14 protein-coding genes are annotated in these 20,232 nt (G+C 43.1%); 7 read left to right on the top strand and 7 right to left on the bottom strand.

All coding sequences use genetic code 11. The features are described 5' to 3' along the window. Window positions 1–16: 16 nt before the first annotated feature. Together RIE73_RS17980 and RIE73_RS17975 are read right to left on the bottom strand one after the other, a co-directional pair. Window positions 17–2,281, bottom strand: coding sequence for a GumC family protein (locus RIE73_RS17980; protein WP_446402479.1), 2,265 nt, complete (start codon window positions 2,279–2,281; stop codon window positions 17–19). Between the two features lie 405 nt (window positions 2,282–2,686). Continuing rightward, window positions 2,687–4,072 carry an SLBB domain-containing protein gene (locus RIE73_RS17975; protein WP_446402478.1) on the bottom strand — a complete coding sequence of 462 codons (1,386 nt, stop codon included), beginning with the start codon at window positions 4,070–4,072 and terminating at the stop codon, window positions 2,687–2,689. Window positions 4,073–4,248: 176 nt separating this feature from the next. Between RIE73_RS17975 and RIE73_RS17970 the strand changes: the two genes are divergently transcribed. The 3 genes from RIE73_RS17970 to RIE73_RS17960 all read left to right on the top strand — a co-directional run bounded on the left by RIE73_RS17970 (window position 4,249) and on the right by RIE73_RS17960 (window position 8,255). Beyond that, the gene (locus RIE73_RS17970; RefSeq protein WP_446402477.1) at window positions 4,249–5,652 is read left to right on the top strand and encodes an O-antigen ligase family protein; all 1,404 of its coding nucleotides are present in this window, start codon (window positions 4,249–4,251) and stop codon (window positions 5,650–5,652) included. 69 nt (window positions 5,653–5,721) lie between these two features. Further along, the gene (locus RIE73_RS17965) at window positions 5,722–7,062 is read left to right on the top strand and encodes a flippase (RefSeq protein ID WP_446402476.1); all 1,341 of its coding nucleotides are present in this window, start codon (window positions 5,722–5,724) and stop codon (window positions 7,060–7,062) included. Then, the gene (locus RIE73_RS17960) at window positions 7,059–8,255 is read left to right on the top strand and encodes a hypothetical protein (protein ID WP_446402475.1); all 1,197 of its coding nucleotides are present in this window, start codon (window positions 7,059–7,061) and stop codon (window positions 8,253–8,255) included. The genes RIE73_RS17965 and RIE73_RS17960 overlap by 4 nt, the downstream gene beginning before the upstream one ends. A 193-nt stretch (window positions 8,256–8,448) precedes the next feature. On the opposite strand, the gene RIE73_RS17955 is transcribed toward RIE73_RS17960, so the two are convergent. After that, complete coding sequence (locus RIE73_RS17955) at window positions 8,449–9,276, bottom strand: glycosyltransferase family 2 protein (protein WP_446402474.1); 828 nt, start codon at window positions 9,274–9,276, stop codon at window positions 8,449–8,451. Between the two features lie 340 nt (window positions 9,277–9,616). On the opposite strand from RIE73_RS17955, the gene RIE73_RS17950 reads away from it, so the two are divergent. From RIE73_RS17950 to RIE73_RS17940, 3 genes are all read left to right on the top strand, one after another. Next, window positions 9,617–10,495 (top strand): glycosyltransferase family 2 protein, encoded by an 879-nt coding sequence (locus RIE73_RS17950; protein WP_446402473.1) that lies wholly within the window; start codon window positions 9,617–9,619, stop codon window positions 10,493–10,495. A gap of 66 nt (window positions 10,496–10,561) precedes the next feature. After that, complete coding sequence (locus RIE73_RS17945; RefSeq protein WP_446402472.1) at window positions 10,562–11,329, top strand: FkbM family methyltransferase; 768 nt, start codon at window positions 10,562–10,564, stop codon at window positions 11,327–11,329. Window positions 11,330–11,424: 95 nt separating this feature from the next. Beyond that, window positions 11,425–12,576, top strand: coding sequence for a glycosyltransferase family 4 protein (locus RIE73_RS17940; protein WP_446402471.1), 1,152 nt, complete (start codon window positions 11,425–11,427; stop codon window positions 12,574–12,576). 55 nt (window positions 12,577–12,631) lie between these two features. Here the strand turns inward: RIE73_RS17940 and RIE73_RS17935 are convergent, their stop codons facing one another. The 4 genes from RIE73_RS17935 to RIE73_RS17920 form a co-directional block, all read right to left on the bottom strand. After that, entirely contained in the window at window positions 12,632–13,330 is a 699-nt protein-coding gene (locus RIE73_RS17935; RefSeq protein WP_446402470.1) for a sulfotransferase family 2 domain-containing protein, read from the bottom strand. A gap of 35 nt (window positions 13,331–13,365) precedes the next feature. Continuing rightward, the gene (locus RIE73_RS17930) at window positions 13,366–14,403 is read right to left on the bottom strand and encodes an exostosin domain-containing protein (RefSeq protein ID WP_446402469.1); all 1,038 of its coding nucleotides are present in this window, start codon (window positions 14,401–14,403) and stop codon (window positions 13,366–13,368) included. A gap of 24 nt (window positions 14,404–14,427) precedes the next feature. Continuing rightward, window positions 14,428–15,651 (bottom strand): glycosyltransferase family 4 protein, encoded by a 1,224-nt coding sequence (locus RIE73_RS17925; RefSeq protein ID WP_446402468.1) that lies wholly within the window; start codon window positions 15,649–15,651, stop codon window positions 14,428–14,430. A gap of 107 nt (window positions 15,652–15,758) precedes the next feature. Next, window positions 15,759–18,596: a DUF4114 domain-containing protein gene (locus tag RIE73_RS17920; RefSeq protein ID WP_446402467.1), complete on the bottom strand. Its 2,838-nt coding sequence runs from the start codon at window positions 18,594–18,596 to the stop codon at window positions 15,759–15,761. Window positions 18,597–19,366: 770 nt separating this feature from the next. Between RIE73_RS17920 and RIE73_RS17915 the strand changes: the two genes are divergently transcribed. Further along, window positions 19,367–20,203: a WecB/TagA/CpsF family glycosyltransferase gene (locus RIE73_RS17915; protein ID WP_446402466.1), complete on the top strand. Its 837-nt coding sequence runs from the start codon at window positions 19,367–19,369 to the stop codon at window positions 20,201–20,203. Window positions 20,204–20,232 lie beyond the last annotated feature (29 nt).

The following is a 20,232-nucleotide window of genomic DNA, read 5'->3' as shown; positions in this document are numbered from 1 at the left end:
GACGTTCCCTTAGAGCCTATCGGCGATAGACACCATAAGAGTGAGTTGCCTCTGTCTTAATACCATTGGCAACAATCCCTAAAACAGATGCTCTAGCAATCTTTAATCCATCAAAGGCTTTCATCACCAGGGAACGGTCTGTTTTTTCAATCCCCACTACCAGTATTGTGCCATCTGCCTTAGCCGCAAGCAGGTTGCCATCTCCCAGGCCTAATAGCGGTGGGGTGTCGTAGATAACTAGGTCAAACTGGGCTGAAACTTGATCCATAAGATACTGCATCTTATCAGAAGAGAGCAGTCTGATTGGGTCAGATAAGCTTTGACCAGCCGTCAAGACAAAGAAATTCTCTTCCAGGGGAGATTTCTGAATAGCATCTTGGAGATTGACCTCAGCTGCAATAATATCGCTGAGTCCCTGGGTATTGGGCAAGTCTAGGCGAGTATGAAGCTGAGGACGTCGCAAATCGGTATCGATGAGTAAGACACGCTGACCGATTGCAGCGGCGGTTTTTGCCAAGTATACTGCAACTGTGGTTTTGCCATCCCCAGGTATAGCTGAACTAATGGCTAAGGATTGAATCGCCCGCTTAGAACTGAGTAAGCGAATATTGGTATAGAGAGAGCGGAATGCTTCGATAAAAGGAGATGTACTGTAGGAGTAAGCCTGATCTCCATTATGAGACCAACGGTGAGGTTTTGGGGTTGGCGTCAACTCCGCAACCTGTGCCACGATTGCCAGTTGCTGGGATTTCTGGGGAAGTTTTTTCAGTTTCTTGGTAAAAGGAATCACGCCCAAGATAGGTAGTCGAGTTGCTCCTTTTATTTCATCAGGGGTATGGAAGACGGTATGGAGAACCTCGACCAGAAAACCGACCCCTATGCCCAACAGTACGCTTAAAACCACAGCTACCGCGAACGGGCGCTTGATTGATGTAGATTCCACAGGGATCAAAGTACCGCTTTCTGTGCTAGACAACTGAGGTGGATTAATCAGTTGCCAGGGTATCTCTTGCTGAGCCGCATCCAACCTCAAAGCCTCTCGTTTCTTCAAAAATTCTTTTAGGTTATCTGTGGCAACTTCTAGTTTCCGTTCTAAATCAGCCGTCTGGCGGGTCACAATAGGTAACTGTTCCAGCTTTTGATTAATCTGATTTTCGGTTTTGACAATGGTATTGTAGCGCTCTTCAAGTCCCTCAATTTGACCGATTATATTTTCCAGAATATTTTGAGATTCTTGATTCAACAAAAGCCGCAAATTTTGCTGTCGTTCACGCAAGATTTCCATGGGTGGGCTATCGGCACGAAATAGAGGGGATTCTGAGGCTATCTCAGCCTCTACTTTCTGAAGTTCATCGATTAACGAACCATAGGCGATTGCTTCCTGAGATAAAATAGCCGTTGCATCAGCTTCAGTCAACTGCTTTTGCAGCGTTTGGTAGAGAGCGCGAGTTTCAGCTAGTTGAATTTCTGTGTTTAAGCGCTCTGTCTGAATATCCCTGAGATGTCCAGTCAGGGCTTGGTCGGCTACATTAGGATTGACTAAATTGTACTGTTGGCGGAGGTTTTGCAATTGTCCCTGAAGCGTATCAACTTGCTGCTGAAGATCAGGCAGTTGAGCTTTAATAAATTTAAGACCTTGCTGAATGCTTTTTTGACGCTCTTGTAAGCTATAGTTTAGATAAGCTTGAGCAAGTTCTTCTAGTACAAATTCAATTTTATTGCTATTTTGATCATGATACCTAACTTCTAGAATCTTTGTGCCTTCTTCCTTGTCATCTTTTTCATAAGTGATGCGAGAAATAGATAGGCTATTCTTTAGTGAACTATAATCAATCTCTGGATACTGAACTTGCAGTTGCTGAATCACAGGCATCAGGATTTGCGGACTTTGCAAAACCCGAATCTGTGTCTCGTAGTCCAACAAGCTTTTTTCTATCTGAACTCTCTGGATGTCTAAGTTTTGATTTTGAGACAATAAAAATTGATCTCTTAGCTGACCTTCAGCTGTGACGGGTTCGACTAAAAGTTTAAATGAACCTTGATACTCTAGAACAGTCTGGCGCTTGTTCCAGACCAGCCAGAGTCCAGAGAGTACGATCAAGGCAAAAGCCACGCTCCCCATCACTAAGGCTCGACGACGGGCAACAGCAAACACCCAAGCTAGATCAATGGTCTGTCCGCTACTTTCATCAGGTTCGGTTGGGTGGGCTTGAGACCACGACTGATGGGATTTTCCATTCGCTTGACCTGAAAACGGTGGTAGATTGTGTTCGGTATCCATCGAAAGCACCTCTAGCGTCTTGGGTGTACTTGTAACCCAGAAAAAGTCATAATACCTGTTTGATCCAGTTTTGCGGGAGCCACAGGCGAGAACTTATCCATAAATCTATTCTACGAAAGTGCTAGGTGAGATGACTGGACTCAGTGCTGGCGCTGATTCTGCCGGATTTTCGCGAAAATACAGCAATCTTAACAGGAGACTTACCTCGGGCTAAAGATTCCCAAGAAATCAAAAAATCTGAACAATCCGAAAACTGGCTCTACGGGGGTTAATACTGTGTCCAGAGTATCTCCAACTTTAGCGATCCCAGAGCGACCCACCACAATAATGTCATTATCGCGGAGTGGGTTAGGGTAAACATTATGTCAAACCTGACATACTTTCTGCATATATTGACTGAGGGTTTCAGAATCCAAAGAAATCAAAAAGTCTGAATAATCCGAAGATTCGATCTACGGGCGATAACGCCGTTCCGATAGTATCTCCCACCTTGGCGATTCCAGAGCGACCCACCACAATAATGTCATTATCGCGGAGTACGGGATTGCTTGACTCATTGATCCCTTGGGCAAAATCAATTGGTACAGTACGTTTAGCAACAGTGCCATCAGGGTTAAGCCGAATCAGCTCCACAGAACTTTTCCGGGCGCGGCTTTGGTCGAATCCGCCGGCTGCCAAGAGGGCTTGATTTAAAGGGGTATTGGGGGGCACATCCACAAGTCCTGGTTCGGTTACTTCTCCAACCACACTCACCTGAATGGTATTGGGGGCAAAGTTAGCCGTCGCTAATTCCGTTGCCTCTGCCGGACTGACATCGGTAGCTGTGGGAACTATAATTGTATCTCCTTCTTGGATAACGGCGTCTTGTGTGAAATCGCCTGCTTGTAGAAGTTGCCACAAATTTACCGAAATAATTTGTTCTGTGCCTGTTTTAGTCACGCGGCGGATCTGAATCTGGCGAATATCTGCCATGGGTTTAATACCCCCCGCTTCCTGGATTGCCAAGGTTACCGTGGGGAAGCCAAGGGTTTGTTCAGACCGAGTGGGATTTTCTCCAGAGACGGTATAGGTACCGGGACGGTTGACTTCACCAACCACGGCAACAGTACGAGGCGTATCAGGCGCAGGCGCAAAGGCAGTTGCTGCGATTTGCCGCGCTTGTTGGAGATTGACTTGAGTTGAGGTGGGGACAAAAATAGCATCTCCATCGCGCAACACCAGATTTTGGCGTAGATTGCCCGTCTGCACAAGTTGCCAAAGATTGACGGTGAACACTTGCTCAGAAGCTCGGCTTTGGGGACGACGAATCTGAACCTGGCGAATATCAGCGGACAGCGTTACTCCCCCGGCTTCTGCCAATGCCTGGGTTAAGGTTGCCTGTCGTGGTCCGGTGGCAAATCCACCGCCTCCTGTTTGCACTAAGGCGTAGTAGCCCGGACGATTGACTTCCCCGGAAACAGAAACAGTGATGGGACGAGGTGCTAGGAGAATGACAGTGACGAGGGGCCGTTTCAGGAAGCGAGCATACTGATTGGATATAGTCTGGGTCGCTTGTTCTAAGGTCAGCCCTTCCACAAACACGCTACCCACGAGAGGTAGGGAGAGGGAACCCCCTGGTGGAATCTGGTATTCTCCACTATACTGGGGAACTTCTAGAATATCCAGGCGAATGCGATCGCCACCGCCTAAGGTGTAAGCTGACTCAGAGGGTAATGAATTGACTGGCGATTGGGGGAGTGCCTGGTCTTCAAAATTCGGTAACTGAGCGATACTAGGAGATACGGACATCATGATCAGTGGTACTGAACAGAGTAGACCTGTCAAAACTGACGGCGTTCGTTGTAGAGGTATACCAACCATAGGTCATCTCGCTCCTGAGACTGTGACTATTCTTAATTTTATCTTGCCAAGAGTTATAATTGTTCTAAGTCTTAGGTTTGAACTAAAATATAAATGAATGTTATTCAATGAAACAGTTAATTTTACATCCTTTAGTTTTTACATTACTTGTTTTAGCATCAATTGTTTATTTTATAATCAGCTATCAACTCATTAGTCGTAATCTTAAATGGGCTAAAATCATCGAAAAAATCTTTATTATTTCATCAATGTTGATTATCGGCGGGATGACGATAAAGTTTACAGGCAGGTTTCATCCGCAAGCGTTTTATGTACCTGGACAACGATTTTCTTATATTCTTATGGCATTGAGTTTCTATGCCCCTTTTTTCGTGTTACTTTTGCCCAGATTTCGCTATACGTTAAGATCCTATATTTCTGCTTTAATTACCTTTTTAAAAGCCAATCCATTTTTTTGTATTTTTATTTTGTTTAGATTAATCGCGTCTATTTTGTCAGCAACACCAGAGCATACATTTAAAGCTACTATCATTTTACTTATTGTCACGGTTTGCTTTATCTATGTAGGAAAACAATATAGCATGAAAGGGTTGTTTGATTTATTGCTTTGGCATCATGTCATTGCTCTATTGCTAAGCTTATTTTTTGGCAGAGATTCTAATTGGAAGGGTATTTATATCCACAAAAACATTTTTGGTTTTACCATGGATTTAGCAGCCATTTTATTGTATTTGCAATCCATTCGTGTTCCCCGGTATAAGGCTTTGTTTTTGGCTTTGTCTGCTTTAGCCGTTTTTTGCGCTCTACAATCCAACAGTGGAATGGCTAAAGTTTTGTTAATTATATTAATTTTCTTATTAGTTTTTCTTCGTTTTCTCAGGCAGTTACCTCCCCGTTTAGCGTTTGCTTCTATGGGGATATTTCTGGCAATAGGAATTAGCCTCGTTATTTTGATCAGTGAAAATGCAGAGTATCTGATCGTAGAAAAACTGGGCAAAGATATGACATTAACAGGACGAACTTACATTTGGCGAGAAGTTATCAAAGCAGTAAATAAGCATCCTTGGTTTGGCTATGGATACGAAGGCTTTTGGCAATTTTGGCGAGGACTTGATAATCCAGCACTTATGCTAAGATTTCCTGAATTTAATGGTTTTATGCCCGAACAAAGCCACAATGGTTATTTAGAGATTGCTCTAGAGGTGGGGTGGATAGGATTGGCACTCTTTATTGCTTCCTTACTAATAAGTGTTTATTATGGAGTTTTGCATCTAACTCGGAGTCAAGACCCAGAATCAGTCTTACCTTTGTTAATTTTTACCTATATTATTATGACTAATGTGACCGAATCTGGTATAAATTATATTTCTATGACTTGGATTTTGTATGTTTTTATGGCAACCCGATTGAGCCTGAATACCCTAGATAAACCCAGTATGAATCTTAACATTCAAAAACCTATTGTGCGTAAGTCAAAATTGCCATTTACTAGAACAAGTATCCGAGATTAAGGGTAATAACCAGTCTATTGTTTTGTTCCAATTTTTTAAACTTTATTTTTTAGTGGATGTAAAACTTTAATGTTCGATAGGCTAACAAGATTAATTCAAAAACTTAGTCCCGGCTTACGTCAGGTTATTGCCAATGTCTCGTGGTTACTGGTGGATAAGATATTCCAACTGGGGCTGGGTTTAGTGGTAGGTATTTGGGTTGCGCGTTACCTACAACCCCAAAGCTATGGACTTCTCACCTATGCCTTTACATTTGTCTCACTATTTCGTGCGATTGCCGAATTAGGTCTAGGTACGCTCGTCATTCGTGATATTGCTCGTGATCCTTCTTGTAAAGAGGAAACCCTTGGAACTGCTTTTGTCATTCGCTTAATCGGGGGTATCGCCACTCTCCTATTAACGGTCGGAATCATTTCTTTACTTAAACCAAATGATTACCTAACTCGCTGGTTAGTTGGTATTGTTGCCACCAGTACAATACTTCAAGCATTTAAAACCATTGATTATTGGTTCCAGTCTCAACTCAAATCTAAATATATTGTTGTTGCTAACAATTTTGTTTCGGCTGTCTATGCCGTGTTAAGAATTGTATTGATTCGGCTACAAATGACTGTGATTGCCTTTGCCTGGGCAAGTTTAGCTGAATCTGCTTTAAGAGGGTTGGCAATGGTTATTGCTTATTATATCAATGGTAATCATCTAAAAAGATGGCGATGGAGTTTTCAACGAGCCAAAATTTTACTTCAGGAAAGTTGGCCCCTCGTTTTTTCGGGATTAGCTGTTTATGTCTATTCAAAAATTGATCAAGTAATGCTAGGCTCTTTATTGCCTGATACAACTCAGCTGGGATATTATTCAGTGGCGGTAAAGCTATCGGAAATATTTGATTTTATCCCGGTGATTATTTATCAGTCAGTATTTCCAAAATTTTCAGCTTTGAAGCAAAAAAATCCCGATGAATATATTGAAAAGATGCAAATTTACTTTGATTCTATGGCTTTGTTATGGATATTAATAGCTCTGCCAGTTTCTTTATTATCGCCTTACCTAATTGGTCTACTGTATGGTCAATCTTATGCGTCTTCAGCTTCTATTTTATCTCTGTATATCTGGGCACAGTTTGGTAGCAATTTCGGGCTAGCCAGAAGTGTTTATCTTGCTGTAGAGAGTATATTACAATATTCTCTTTATTTAAGTGGTGTAGGAGCATTAATAAATATAGTAATTAACTGGATATTAATTCCAAGATTTGGAGCAATTGGCGCTACTATGGCTACACTCATTACTTATTTTATAGTAATCGTGATCATGAACTTTTATTTTAGCGAATTAAGATTAGTTGGCAAAATGATTTTCCGCTCTTTCAACTTTTATAAGGGTGCTTCAAGATTAATGGAGTTGATCCGATGATTGAAATTAAACCTATTATTCAACACCAGTCCAATTGTCCCTATTGCCAAAGCTATCTCAAACCTATTCAAGTAAGCTTTATGGGAATGCACGTTATGGTTAGCTCTAAATGTATTAAATGTCAGAGTGAACTCCTGGAAAGTCTCCCTGTTAGTCATGCTATTCAAAAACCTTATCAAATTGATTACGAGAAAGGAGCCTTGTTTGGATATGAATCAAGTCCCGTTGGGTTAGCAACACACCTCTTTAAATCTATTCAAAATCCTGAAATTGAAAGGCTAAACATTTCTAAAGAAGTTTTTCGGGTTTTTCATGAAGTTATTATTTTAAACTGCATTGACTATCTGTATGGACATTGTTTACTCAAGTTGCTTAATGCTCAGAGGCATTTAGATCATCAGTCGGATTTTGGCTTAATCATTATAATTCCCCAATTCCTGAGATGGATGATTCCCGAAGGCGTTGCTGAAGTGTGGACAGTGCCAATCCCTCTCAAAAAGGGACGATGTTACTATCCTAGCTTGGCTGAGTTTGTCAGTGAAGAATTGAAACGCTTTGATAAAATTTATATCAGCAAGGCATATTCCCATCCTTGTCAGTTTGACATTACTCGGTTTACGGGAGTAGAAAAGCATCGCTTTGAACAAAAAGACATTAAGATAACATTTATATGGCGTGAGGATCGCCCATGGTGTAGTATGTCTTTTTTCAGACTTATCAAAAAACTAAGAATACTTCACCTGGGATTATTGATCCAGAATTGGCGGGTAAAACGATTATTTAATAAAATTAGGTTACAGGTTTCTGAAGCAAAATTTGTGGTTGCAGGACTAGGTACACAGACTAAATTCCCTAAATGGATAGAAGACGTAAGAATTGATAAATTTGACGAAAAAATAGAGAAGCAAATGTGTAAACTCTACTCAGAAAGTCGTTTAGTTATCGGTGTTCATGGCTCCAATATGCTGCTACCCTCTGCTCATGCGGGTATGACACTAGATTTAATGCCACCCCGCTGGGGTAACTTTGCTCAAGATATCCTTTATCAAGAAAATGATTCTAGGCTAGCTTCCTTTCGCTATCGATATCTGCCAGTTGAAACCAGCATTAGCCAGTTAGCAGACATAGCTTCATCTATGATTAGAGAATACGGGGATTTTGTCTTGAATATGACTGCTGATAAGCCTCAATAAGACACTTCAGAGCTAATTGACTTGGATAAACTGGGAGTATCCCATTTGGGAAAAAGCATTACCCAAAGTAATGACATTGCCAGGGTTTCAGCCCCTCTTAAAAGAACGAACCTCTTTAGGTCGCTATAATTCCGGGAAATAATTTTTTGCGGGAATTAGGTACAGTTCAATCTATTTATTTATCTTTATGAATTCAAATTTTCAAGTTGCGTAATTTCCTTAACTTGCTACGAATACCAAATAAAGAACGTCCTGCTCTCATAAGAACTTCGGCAACAGCCAGCCAAAACTCATGCTCACCAAGATGCTCTTTGAGTAGTTCATGATTTGCTATTAATACCTTGTACTGATCTTGACAATGCTTGAGTAAACTCATTTTAGATAAGCCGGAATCAGTCTGACGATAATTACTACCTACGATACCAGAATGCACCCATTGATTGGGAGATGCCGCTAGCCGTATTTTAAACTCCCAATCTTCATAGGTAGCAAAACTATCTCGTATGCCCCCAACATCTAAATAGAGTTTTTTGGGGATTAGCATATCTCTAGGTATCTTTACTACATTATTAACCATCCAACGCAACCTTTCTCTTCTCTCCAAACTCGCAAACTCTGACATATCCAAAACACGACTATGTTTTATGTCTTTGTGTGCAAGGTAAACATCCGAAAAAGCCACGACTCCTGGAGTATTTTTCATTGCTATAAACTCACGCTCAATTTTTCGTGAAGAGTACCAATCATCTCCATCTAATGTTGTAATTAATTTACTTTGAGCTGATCTAATTGCTAAGTCTCTGTTGGCTGCTACTCCAATATTTTTCTCCCTATAAATTGGCTGAATTTGAGAATATTTATGAGCAAATGACGCAATTAATTCTCTCGAATTATCTGTCGAGCAATCATCCGCAATAATAATTTCAGTCACTGGCAGAGTCTGATTAATTACGCTAGTGATAGCATCCTTCAAAACTATTTCATTATTATAACTTACAATAATACAGCTAATACTGGGCATGTTAGAGGTTTCGCTAATCTGTTTGCTTTTTCGATTACTGGACTTTGGACAAAACGCTTACAGGCACTACATCTAGGGTAAAAATTTAGAAAGCTTACGCTATATGCAGTGTAAAAATCCTATTTGTCCAAAGTCCAATCGATTAGGTAACTAACTTTTGGGACTGGTCAAGTCAAAAAAAGCTCAAAAAGTTACCTCTCTTGAATCCTTTCTTAAGTTCGTATAATAATATAAAATATTATACCTCACTTGGTTATTCCCTTGTCACGGGTGAGAACCTTCAGCCAAATTCCAACCCAAACTTACACCAGGTATCCACTCGTTCATCTCAATCTGAAATATGAACCGCGATCGCACTGCCATCCTGATCACTTGCCATAACCGCAAAGCCAAAACCTTAGCTTGTCTAGCCGCCTTGTTTAACCAGCTACTCCCGGCTGAAGTCACCCTGGATGTCTATTTAGTCGATGATGGCAGCACCGACGGTACAACCGAGGTAGTGCGACAAACCTATCCTCAGGTTAAGATTCTCCAGGGGGATGGGAACCTCTATTGGAACCGAGGAATGCACAAAGCCTTCGCCGAAGCGCTCAAACACGACTACGACTACTACCTCTGGCTCAATGATGATACCGTACTTTACCCAGACGCGATCGCATCCCTACTCACCACCTCTCACCACCTAGCCGCACAAGGGGAGGACAAGGCAATTATCGTTGGTTCCATGGCACATCCCGAAACGGGAAAACTCACCTATGGAGGTTTAGCGCGAAATAGCTGGTGGCATCCCTTCAAATATAAGCTGGTAGAACCCGGGCAAGACCCTCAACCCGTTGACACAATGAATGGTAACTGTGTCTTAATCCCCCGTTCCGTTGTCCAAGCCGTTGGGAATCTAGATCCTGCCTTTACCCATAGTATTGGCGACATTGATTACGGCTTGCGGGCGCAACAACAAGGGTGTACTGTTTGGGTAGCCCCCGGATATACCGGAAAATGCCAAACTAACCCTCCCCAAGCCCATGCCTGGTTAGCCCCCGAATTAACCCTGAGACAGCGATGGCAAAAAGCCAATCAAATCAAAGGGTTTCCACCCGCTGAGTCAAAGGTGTTTTGTCAACGCCATGCGAGTCGGTTGTGGTTTTTCTTTTGGATACTCCCTTATGTCAGATTGGTTTCAATTTCAATCTTTGGTGCTGCTGAAGATAATAAAACCTGACAACACAGAGACGCTTGAGCAAAAACTAATATTTTCCCACTACTTTTTCAACCATGGAGTCCCAGAATGAGAACGCGAGAGATTTTGAAAAAAATTGCTTACAACACCTTCAAACCCCTTGGCTTTGACATCCCACGCCGCCGAGTGAGAACGTCCCTAGCGGGAGTCCTTGATCATGTCAAATCTCTTAACTTCCAACCCCAAACTGTCATCGATGTCGGTGTCGCTTATGGCACATTTGAACTGTACGAAAAATTTCCTCAAGCCAAGCATCTCCTCGTCGAACCCGTAGCCGAGTGTGAAGGATTCCTGCAAGATATCTGCCAGAAATACAAAGCCCAATACGTCATCGCTGCTGCTGGCAAAAGTCCCGGAAGCATTATCATAAATGTCCACCCAGGCATACAGGGATCATCGATCCTCAAAGAAATGGAAGGCAGTGATGCTGATGGAGTTCCCCGTGAAGTCCCCATGGTAACCCTTGATGATTTATGTTCCGAAAAGAATTTAAAAGGCTCCTATCTGATTAAACTAGACGTTCAGGGAGCAGAACTAGACGTGCTAGAAGGAGCAAAAAATGTACTGCAAGAGACAGAACTGATTATCCTGGAAGTGTCTCTTTTTGAATTCATGGTTAATAGTCCCCAATTTTACGAAATTGTAACTTATATGAAAAGTCAGGGATTTGTGGTCTATGATATTTTTGGCAATTGCGTTCGTCCCCTTGATGGCGCACTGGCTCAAGTCGATATGGCATTTGTTAAGGAAAATGGACGATTTAGGGAATCCCATTTCTATGCCACGAAAGAACAACGCAAAAAAATGAAGATATGAAGTAGAAATGTAGCCTGCTACGTCTCTAAACAATGTTTCTAGCGTTTTTTCTATTTAATGTAGTTTAGGGGACTGAATATTGGAGTAATTAACAAGTGAAGACTAAAGAAAATATTAATGTCGCTTGGTTGCTTCCCTCGATGGAACGACAAAATTACTGGCAGCCACTATTTAAAGAATTCACAAAAACCTTTCCAAAAACTACCATTTATACTGGATATTGGGAAGGATTTGTTCCGGGATTTGATGGAACATTTACTGTTGAAGTGGTGGGAAAAACGCAATTTGTCCCCACAACTCAAGGCGCTGGTTACAGTCCCGGCTTAATTGTTGTATCTCCTCGAATTATCAGTTATCTGCTCAAGTTTCGACCTCATGTCATCTTTGTTAGTGGTTTTTCTCTCTGGACGCTCCTCGCTCTACTATTTAAACCCTTAGGAATGTGGAAGGTTGTTATTGTTTATGATGGTAGTTCCCCAACCATAGACTATATCAATTCCAGATCCCGTTTAATTTTGCGAAGCGCAATGGTTCGCTTCGCGGATGCCTTCATCACAAATACGAGTGGTGGCAAAAATTATCTGACCAAAGTCTTAGGCGCTGAAGAACAGCGGGTTTTTGCTCGACCTTACCAAGTCCCAGATGTCAAAACCTTACTGGGACGTCAAGAAGAGGACTCAGAACCTAAACCCGAGTTACAGCATCCCATTTTTCTGTTTGTGGGCAAAGTCATCCCTCGGAAAGGACTTCAGTTTCTCTTACAGGCTTGCACGATGCTCAAGCAGCAGGGCTATCAAAAATATACGTTGCTCATCGTAGGTGATGGAGAACAACGGGGAGAACTAGAAGCCTATAGTCAAACTCAGGGGTTAACCGATTCTGTACACTGGGTAGGTTGGGGAAATTATGACCGCTTGGGTGCTTATTTCCGTCAAGCCGATGTTTTCATTTTTCCCACTTTAGAGGATATCTGGGGGGTAGTTTTGCTGGAAGCTATGGCTTTTGGTAAAGCTATCTTGTGTTCTAAATGGGCGGGTTCCTCTGAACTTGTTGTGGAAGGGGACAATGGTTATATTTTTGACCCCTATCATCCGGAAGAATTAGCTGAACAGATGAGACGTTTTATGGATAATCCAGATTTAATTGTTTCAATGGGCCAACAATCACAGCAGTTTATTGCCCAGCATAATCCAGAAGCGGCGGCTAAGTTCCTGGTAGAGGTGACGTCTTTTGCCTTGAACCATTAAGGGGGTGTCAACAATTTACTCCGTCAAATCTTGTTATCAATTCATCAAGTAATCATCACCACCTATAGTCAAACATTTCTATATCTGAGCGATAACGGCGTGCTACTAAATCCCGAAGCTGATCATCGTAATAATCTTTATATCTACGGGAACTTGTTTGATTAAGATGGGGCATCTTGATACTTGGCAGCTGCAATGTTTTGAAAATTTCAGTTAAATCTTCATTGAAATTTTCTAATTTAGCCACTTTATGTACTAATAAACGCCCCTTCGGATCACAGACAAGTCTTTTTTGAGAACGAAAATGCTCATCCGATAATACATCCGGAATTAGTACCACCCTTTTCACAAATTGGTCGAAGGGCATTTCCGGATAAAAAACTTTCACCTGTAAAACTTGATTATAGCGATCAAAGGTAGAGGGAAAAGGATTATTAGCAGATTTTATTTTATTTCCATAACATGAAGCCAATCGATCCCAAGGATTACGAACCACAGTGAACCGGAAATAATCAGGAAATTGATTTAACCGTTGACCTGAAACCCATTCAAAATCGATAAAGTTAGGATCAAACTTTTGCTCAAGTCCACAAAGATCGGCGATCACTTGCTTAAGACTGGTACAAGCTGCTTTCGGAACCGGAAAGTAGATAAACTTGTAGGGGTGACAAACGATACCTTGCGGAATTCTTGCCTCCCATGCTTTTCGCACGTTAAATGATACCGTTTTCAAATATTTATCTATCTTAACCATGGGTCTACTGTACTTATATGAGTGTCTGGAAGTTGTCACTGTAACACTTTCCAAAATACATCCGGATAAAACCGTGCTGGGGTTAGCCGCTCAAAAAGTGACCGTAACTCTCGCTGCAAATCGCAAAATTCAGAGGGGGAAAGCCGAGAATGCCATTCCATCAACCGATCAGGCAACTCAGGTAAACGGGTAGAAGGAACTCGGACAATAAACTGATCCCACGGTATCTCTTCTTCCAAAGGTAACATAGAGTCTGTATCAATAAGTATTGGGATCTTACCTAGAGAAAGCGCCTCATAGAATCGCCAACTATAATTATCCGTACCGCGAACGCAAAGGGCATAGGCATTACGCATCAAATTGTCCAGAAATTGGCGACGTAAGTCTCCCTGTACGTTAGGACTCATCCCTGCTTTTTTTCGCCCAATAAAATCAGTCTTGATTCGCGGATCTTTTTCCAGAATCTGCATCACATCAACTCGCAGTGGGTGACAACAGGTCATGCGAATACCACGAGTTCTGCTACAGAAAAAATTAGTTGCCATACGACGGGTAAGATTTTTGGGCATCATCCTCCAGATAGCAAGTCCCAGGGTTCCTCCTTCACGACCACAAAAACTCACGGTTGGCAATGGTTCCTTCTCTAGGGGTTGCCAGTCACGGATGTCAAATTCTGCCATCAGATCAAATCCATCTGAATCAAGGAACGCCGGACTAATAATAATCCCTGGCTCATGAAGTGATCGATACCAAGAAAATCGAACAATATAGTCCAGCCACTTCGGTTTTCGCCGCTCATGACTGATATCAAAGCCAATTGACGGTAATTGTAGCTGAGACACTATTGCGCCAATTTCGTGGAGTCGCTTGGGGGAATAGAACGACACATTCGATGGCAGTAGAAATCCGTCAGCCTCTTCATCCTCAATAATTTCAAATGTCTCTTGAACCACCTGATTAAACGCTGGAGAATAAGCACCACGCCATGCCTTAAGAATTGGGCATCCATCGGGCCATCTATCCGCTTGTGCCAGTTCCACACCGAGAGTGGTCAGTTTAAGTTTCCGTTCCATAACTGTTGCATTGCTATCAACGGGTTACTTTTGTGCTACAACGTCTTGATAAAGCTGAACCCAAATTTTTGCTTTAACCTCCCAATCATAAACCTCCTTGACGCGCTTTTGACCGGCTTGTCCCAGCCGAACTCGTAACTCGGCATCACCCGCTAAACGTGTCATTGCCTCAGCTAAACCCTTAACAGTTTCTTGGGGATCAGAGGCTGACACCTTAATACCAGTTTCCTGGGTAACCTGAGTGGCAGGTCCACCCAAATTCAAGCAAATCACCGGTCGTCCAGCCGCCATTCCTTCCAAGCACGTCCATCCTCCAGAGTCATGTAGGCTCGGGTGAACTAAGACATGGCATTGTCCTAACTTATCCATCAATTGCTCACGCGGTAGCTTTCCCCAGAATTTGACTTGGGAAGCCACCCCTAGCTTTTCAGCCAGAGCTTGTAGCCGTTCTCGTTCAGGTCCATCTCCTAGCAGCCAGTAATCAGCCGCTGATAATTCCGCCTTGGCAAAGGCACGTACTGCCAGATGATAGCCTTTCCAGTGTAAAAGCCTACCCATGCTGATAAATCTCACGGGAGAACTCTCTGGGATTGGACACTGTTCTAGGCGGGCTAGCTCTGGCTTAGATAACCCTGTTTCGGAAAACACCTGCACATTGGTTGCGCCCAGCTTTAACAGCCGCTTAGCGGTTTCCTCCGTTGTCGCCTGAGCTAAGATACTTCGCTGAGCCGTAATCCGAGTAAATGGATCTTGCTCACCTAGCCGTTGAGCTAAGTCTCGCAGGGTTTCGTAAACCTTTCCCCAGCCACTAAAATCATGCCAGAAGGGCTTGGGTGCTTGTTCACCACCGCCCACAGGTCCCCAAATGAAGGGAATTGGCAACAGCGCTAGGAAGCTTGGCGACCAAAACTTGACGTATGTGACATGGTGGACTATATCAAAACCAATCTGCTGATACAACGGACGCGCCACAAAATAAGCTTGAATCTGCCATAGATAGTAGTGAAGTTGAACTGCCCCTTGCCTGCCTCTCCAATCTTCAGTCCAATTCAAGGGATCGAAATAGATAAAATGCAGGTTTTGGATGGGGTTACGAGCAAGTTCTGCCTCAATAGGATCGCGAAAAATCGTTCGGGTTAGCACCCAAGTTTCGTGATACTTGGCAACCGCCAGTGCCATATTCCAACCAACTCCTTCCTCGGAACCGCAACCCGGTTCGCAGGCATAGGCAGATACTAGAATCTTCATCAGTGGAGTACCTCTTCGTAAAAACTTAAGAGACTTCCTAAGGTAATTGACAGAGTATTATTCGAGAGATTTAGTTGTAAATCTTTCTGCTCAAGTCTCTATCGTTTTTAAACAAAATTCACCTGAACTACCAAATCATTATAGTCGAGATCGCCCCCACCCAGTTGATCCTCAAACCCAATGGTATTATCCCCCAGCAGGCGGACGTGGTCTACCCCATCCGGGTTAGCTCCCATAAAAGCAAAATAAGCCATTACGTCTTGATCACTCTGATTCAGGGGATTCTCTGCCAAAAACTCCTCTGCTGTACCATCAGCGATAATAAAGGGAGCAACTAACGTCCCAGCCGGGAGTCCAGCGTTTGTGTCTAATCGTTGACGAACCGCCGCCTCGGCATAACCGGGATCACCGGGTAGCAAACCTCCAATGCGACCATCCGGATCATCAATGACATAAAACCCAAAATTATTATCATACTCAGCGTCACTATTTATGCCAAACTGAGCTGGAACCATACCTGTTACCTGATCCCGTAAATCAAGAATTTCCCCTTCTTGCCCTCCTTGTAACAGAGTTCCGACTCCTGGATCAGTCTCCGTGAGTTGAACCGTGAAAACTAAGTCATCAAAGTCTCCATCGTTCCCATCTTCCCAAGCTAGCTGATAACTATCATCTCCCAATTCTGATACCTGTACAGGGTCAAACTGATCCCCATTGGCAGAGGTCAAGCCAAAAAATACATTGTCAGGAGTACCTCCAGTTGCCAATTCAGTCCGTACTGTATCCGTGGTACTCTCTTTAACCAGGTAAAACCCAAAGTCCTGACCCCTATCCACCCCAAATTGACGGGTGAAGCTTAAATCAGGAAACTGATTTCTGGAAAGCACTGAGAAAATAACTTGGGATTGGCTGAGGGCGGCTTCCAGATACCCAGCTTCCCCAGGAGCGATACCGTTAATATAACCCGACTCATCATCCACCCAAAAAATTCCAACTTCATTAACTTTATCCGTGTCACTTCCCGTTAAATCAATTTGAAGTTGCACCGCATCTGAGTCTCCTGCGATCTGGAAAATATCCTCGGATGTCCGACTCAGCGCAAGTTCCTGGATGGGTTGAGGGTTGGTTATTTTATCCGTGGTTACCTGGGCGAAAGTAGCAGAGGACGCCCCAATTTCGTTAATTGCCCTAAGGCGATAGTAGTATTGTGTGTTCGCTGTTAAGTCAGTATCCCGGTAACGGGTAACATCAGCCGCTGTGGTGGTTATGACAGTCCAATTTTCTTGGTCGCGCGATCGCTCTATTTTGAACCCTGTCTCATTATTACTCCGATCCGCCCACGTTAGTTCAATGTCCGTATCTGAAATTGCTGTAACGATTAAGTCACTTGGATCGGCGGGAAATGTGCCTCTAGGAAGGCTAATTACAGCCCCGGCTGTTACATTTGGATTACTGGGTAAGGGTGGTGTTTGCACCATACCGCCGTTATCTATAAATTCCCCCAGTTTAGGGTCAATGAACGTAACATTTGGAGTGCTTTTAGTGTCACTAGGATCGGGTTCTATAGATTGGAAATTGCCGCCCCCATCTTTGAACGTAATATTCGTGTGATGATTAACCTTTGAATCTCTACCATCATTGTCGCCAAAGTTATCGGCAAGTAGGGTATTTGCCAACGTGACATTGGCTGACTCTTCTGCCCAAAATCCTGCGCCTTGAAAGCCTGTATAATTATTGGCAATGGTGGTGTTGGTAATAGATGTGGGATAAGGATCATTGGATAAACGAATGGCTCCACCAATACCCCCTTTACCATTGGTTGCTTCTGCTCGGTTCCCGTAAAAGGTACTATTGTCAATCGTAACTCGCTCAGTCTCTCCTACCCACAAGCCCCCACCTTGACCCAGTGAAGGGTACTCCGCCAACGCGATGACTTGATTGTTGGCAAAGGTGGTATTACGGATAATAAACTCACCCAGGTCTTGTCGAACGCCACCACCCGCAGCGAATCCTTCGGCATTTGCCCTAACCTGGTTATTAATGATCGTGCTATCTTCCAGGATAACTTTGTCGGCTTTGTAAACAAATAAAAATAGTCCACCACCGTTACCAAAAGCAGTATTACTATCAAACCGACTATGGCGAATTTCAATAGTACCAGAGGTTTGACCATCATCTTTGAGGGAAGCTCCATCCGTGAAGATTGCCCCACCGCTACCCGTTGTGTTGTTTTTAAAGAACGTGGAGTTTTCGACAGAGAGACCCCCTAAGAGGTTGTAAATTGCCCCACCTAACGTCGCTTGGTTATCGGTAAAAGTAGAGTGTTCTACGGTGAGAGTACCTAGAGGAGCGTTAATTGCCCCGCCTCTAATTGACTTGTTATCAATAAACTCGCTACCGATAACGGTGAGAGAGCTTTCAGTATCAATCGTAATCGCACCGCCACCTCTATCTTCATTGCCTAATGCACTATTTCCCTCAAATGTACTGTTAATGACAACCGTCGTGCTGCGCCACCCGCCAAAGATAGCACCTCCTCCATAATCCTGAACGTGATTGTTTTTAAAGGTGCTATTCTCTACCGTAAGTTTTGTGCCACTTGCCGTCCAAATGCCAGCGCCTGCCAACTCCTTATCGACTCCACTGGTTTTGCCATTGGCAATATTCAAATTCCGTAGGGTGACATCAAGAAAATCACTAAATGAATTACCCTGTATCAAAAAAACGCGGGATGTCTTATTTCCACTGATGGTTAAACCTGGGGCATTTTTCCCATCAATAATTAGATCTTTATTAATTTCTAGTTGACCCCTGGTGAGGGTAATCGTCTGGTTCGCCAGACTGGAGTCAAATTCAATTGTATCCCCTGCCTGGGCTTGCGTGATCGCAGATCTCAGAGAACCCGCCCCACTGTCAGCAGCGCTTGTAACCGTAATAGTAGTCATAATTTCTATAGCATGCACCCGTTTTTTGCCAGATTAAATCTATCCCTCGCCCAGAAAATGAAACTCAACGTGTATCTAGGTCAAGGGATTCTCTAACAGGGCGTCACCGTGTTAATACATCATCAACCTTGGATTACAGCTCATAACCCATGAACAATGACGCGAACTAAACAGTGTCACCGAGTTGGCTTAGATCATGTTTCAAGTCGAGGGACTTGTGAAAAATTTAATCGCTAGACTGAACCCTGTAAGTATATTTTCTCTGTCTGTAGTAAAACTACTGAATTGAACCAACTACTGTCTACCCCGAAATAGACTCTTCACAGACTCTTCATCAACAGCCTGTCGTAACTTCATGAAAACTTTACAGTAATTTGACCAACCCTTCTGACATCTGCCATCTGCCTCGTCCTCATCCAAAAGGGGGAAGTTAACTTGGATTAGTCGGATTACATCTGGAACGGTTGACTCTTTACAAAACTTTGTAAAGAATTGTTACATAAAGATTCGCAATTGGTTGATTTACATTTCAATCTATGTACAACTATTGACATGACTGAGCAATTAAAAGTAAATTGCTTCCCATAAAGGATTTTATTCCCCAACCCAAAATAGGTTCACACCTAACTCCCCAGACTTAGCGAGATAAGGATAAACCCAAAAGTCGTTGACCGTGCGTCTGGCTCACTCCAGGTCTATAGAAACAAGGTTTTGGGACTTCGGGCGATAAAAATACGAAACCCAGTTTGGGCAGCTATGAGGAAATAGGAATGAATACTCAAACATTACCAGTGTCTCCCAGTCAAACCAGTGTCATCGGAATTGGTGTGCATCGGACAAGCTATGAGGAATGTAGCGATCTGATTATTGAAAACGCTAAACGGCATCAATCGTGTACAGTAGCGGCGACAGATGTGCATAGCATGATGCGTGGTTATCTTGACCCCCAAGGTCATGGCTATCGCCTGAACCAGTTTACTGTGGTCACCCCAGATGGTCAACCTGTACGCTGGGCGCTGAATCTGTTTCGTAAATCGGGCGAAAAATACCTGCGCGATCGCGTCCGGGGACCTGAACTTATGTTAAGGGTGTGCGAACGAGCAGCGGCTGAAGGCGTGAGTATTTTTCTTTATGGTTCAACCGATTCGACGTTAGAGCAACTGAAAGTCAAGCTGACTGAAAAATTCCCGAATTTGAAAATCGCTGGCGCAATCTCTCCACCATTTCGAGCATTAACTCCAGAGGAAGATGCGGAGTACGTGCAAACCATTCGCCAATCCGGAGCAGGTATCGTTTTTGTTGGCTTAGGATGTCCAAAGCAGGAAGAGTGGGCGTTTACTCATCGTCATCGATTGGATTGTCCTATACTTTGTGTCGGTGCTGCGTTTGATATGCACGCGGGTCAAGTTCACGAAGCCCCAATTTTAATGCAAACGTTCGGTTTAGAATGGCTCTATCGATTTATGCAAGAACCCGTTCGTCTTTGGAAGCGCTACCTATTAATCAATCCGCTTTATCTGGTTCTGGTCACTTTGCAGTTTTTCAAAGTTTTGCCCCGCCAAAAAAAGCATAATCGCATCGACTACCCAACCTTTCATATTATATGAAAATAGAAAGGCAACTCGATAACGTGGGA

This window comes from Coleofasciculus sp. C1-SOL-03 (genome assembly GCF_040220555.1).
In the GTDB taxonomy this organism is placed as follows: domain Bacteria; phylum Cyanobacteriota; class Cyanobacteriia; order Cyanobacteriales; family Coleofasciculaceae; genus Coleofasciculus.
The sequence above is the reverse complement of the archived record's forward strand: the minus strand, read 5'-3'. Positions and strand labels throughout refer to the sequence as shown.

What these genes read in the sequence shown, in the direction of transcription:
- RIE73_RS17980 (WP_446402479.1), bottom strand. Translation starts at nt 2,281, where the DNA reads ATGGATACCGAACACAATCTACCACCGTTTTCAGGTCAAGCGAATGGA.
- RIE73_RS17975 (WP_446402478.1), bottom strand. Translation starts at nt 4,072, where the DNA reads ATGATGTCCGTATCTCCTAGTATCGCTCAGTTACCGAATTTTGAAGAC.
- RIE73_RS17970 (WP_446402477.1), top strand. Translation starts at nt 4,249, where the DNA reads ATGAAACAGTTAATTTTACATCCTTTAGTTTTTACATTACTTGTTTTA.
- RIE73_RS17965 (WP_446402476.1), top strand. Translation starts at nt 5,722, where the DNA reads ATGTTCGATAGGCTAACAAGATTAATTCAAAAACTTAGTCCCGGCTTA.
- RIE73_RS17960 (WP_446402475.1), top strand. Translation starts at nt 7,059, where the DNA reads ATGATTGAAATTAAACCTATTATTCAACACCAGTCCAATTGTCCCTAT.
- RIE73_RS17955 (WP_446402474.1), bottom strand. Translation starts at nt 9,276, where the DNA reads ATGCCCAGTATTAGCTGTATTATTGTAAGTTATAATAATGAAATAGTT.
- RIE73_RS17950 (WP_446402473.1), top strand. Translation starts at nt 9,617, where the DNA reads ATGAACCGCGATCGCACTGCCATCCTGATCACTTGCCATAACCGCAAA.
- RIE73_RS17945 (WP_446402472.1), top strand. Translation starts at nt 10,562, where the DNA reads ATGAGAACGCGAGAGATTTTGAAAAAAATTGCTTACAACACCTTCAAA.
- RIE73_RS17935 (WP_446402470.1), bottom strand. Translation starts at nt 13,330, where the DNA reads ATGGTTAAGATAGATAAATATTTGAAAACGGTATCATTTAACGTGCGA.
- RIE73_RS17930 (WP_446402469.1), bottom strand. Translation starts at nt 14,403, where the DNA reads ATGGAACGGAAACTTAAACTGACCACTCTCGGTGTGGAACTGGCACAA.
- RIE73_RS17925 (WP_446402468.1), bottom strand. Translation starts at nt 15,651, where the DNA reads ATGAAGATTCTAGTATCTGCCTATGCCTGCGAACCGGGTTGCGGTTCC.
- RIE73_RS17920 (WP_446402467.1), bottom strand. Translation starts at nt 18,596, where the DNA reads ATGACTACTATTACGGTTACAAGCGCTGCTGACAGTGGGGCGGGTTCT.
- RIE73_RS17915 (WP_446402466.1), top strand. Translation starts at nt 19,367, where the DNA reads ATGAATACTCAAACATTACCAGTGTCTCCCAGTCAAACCAGTGTCATC.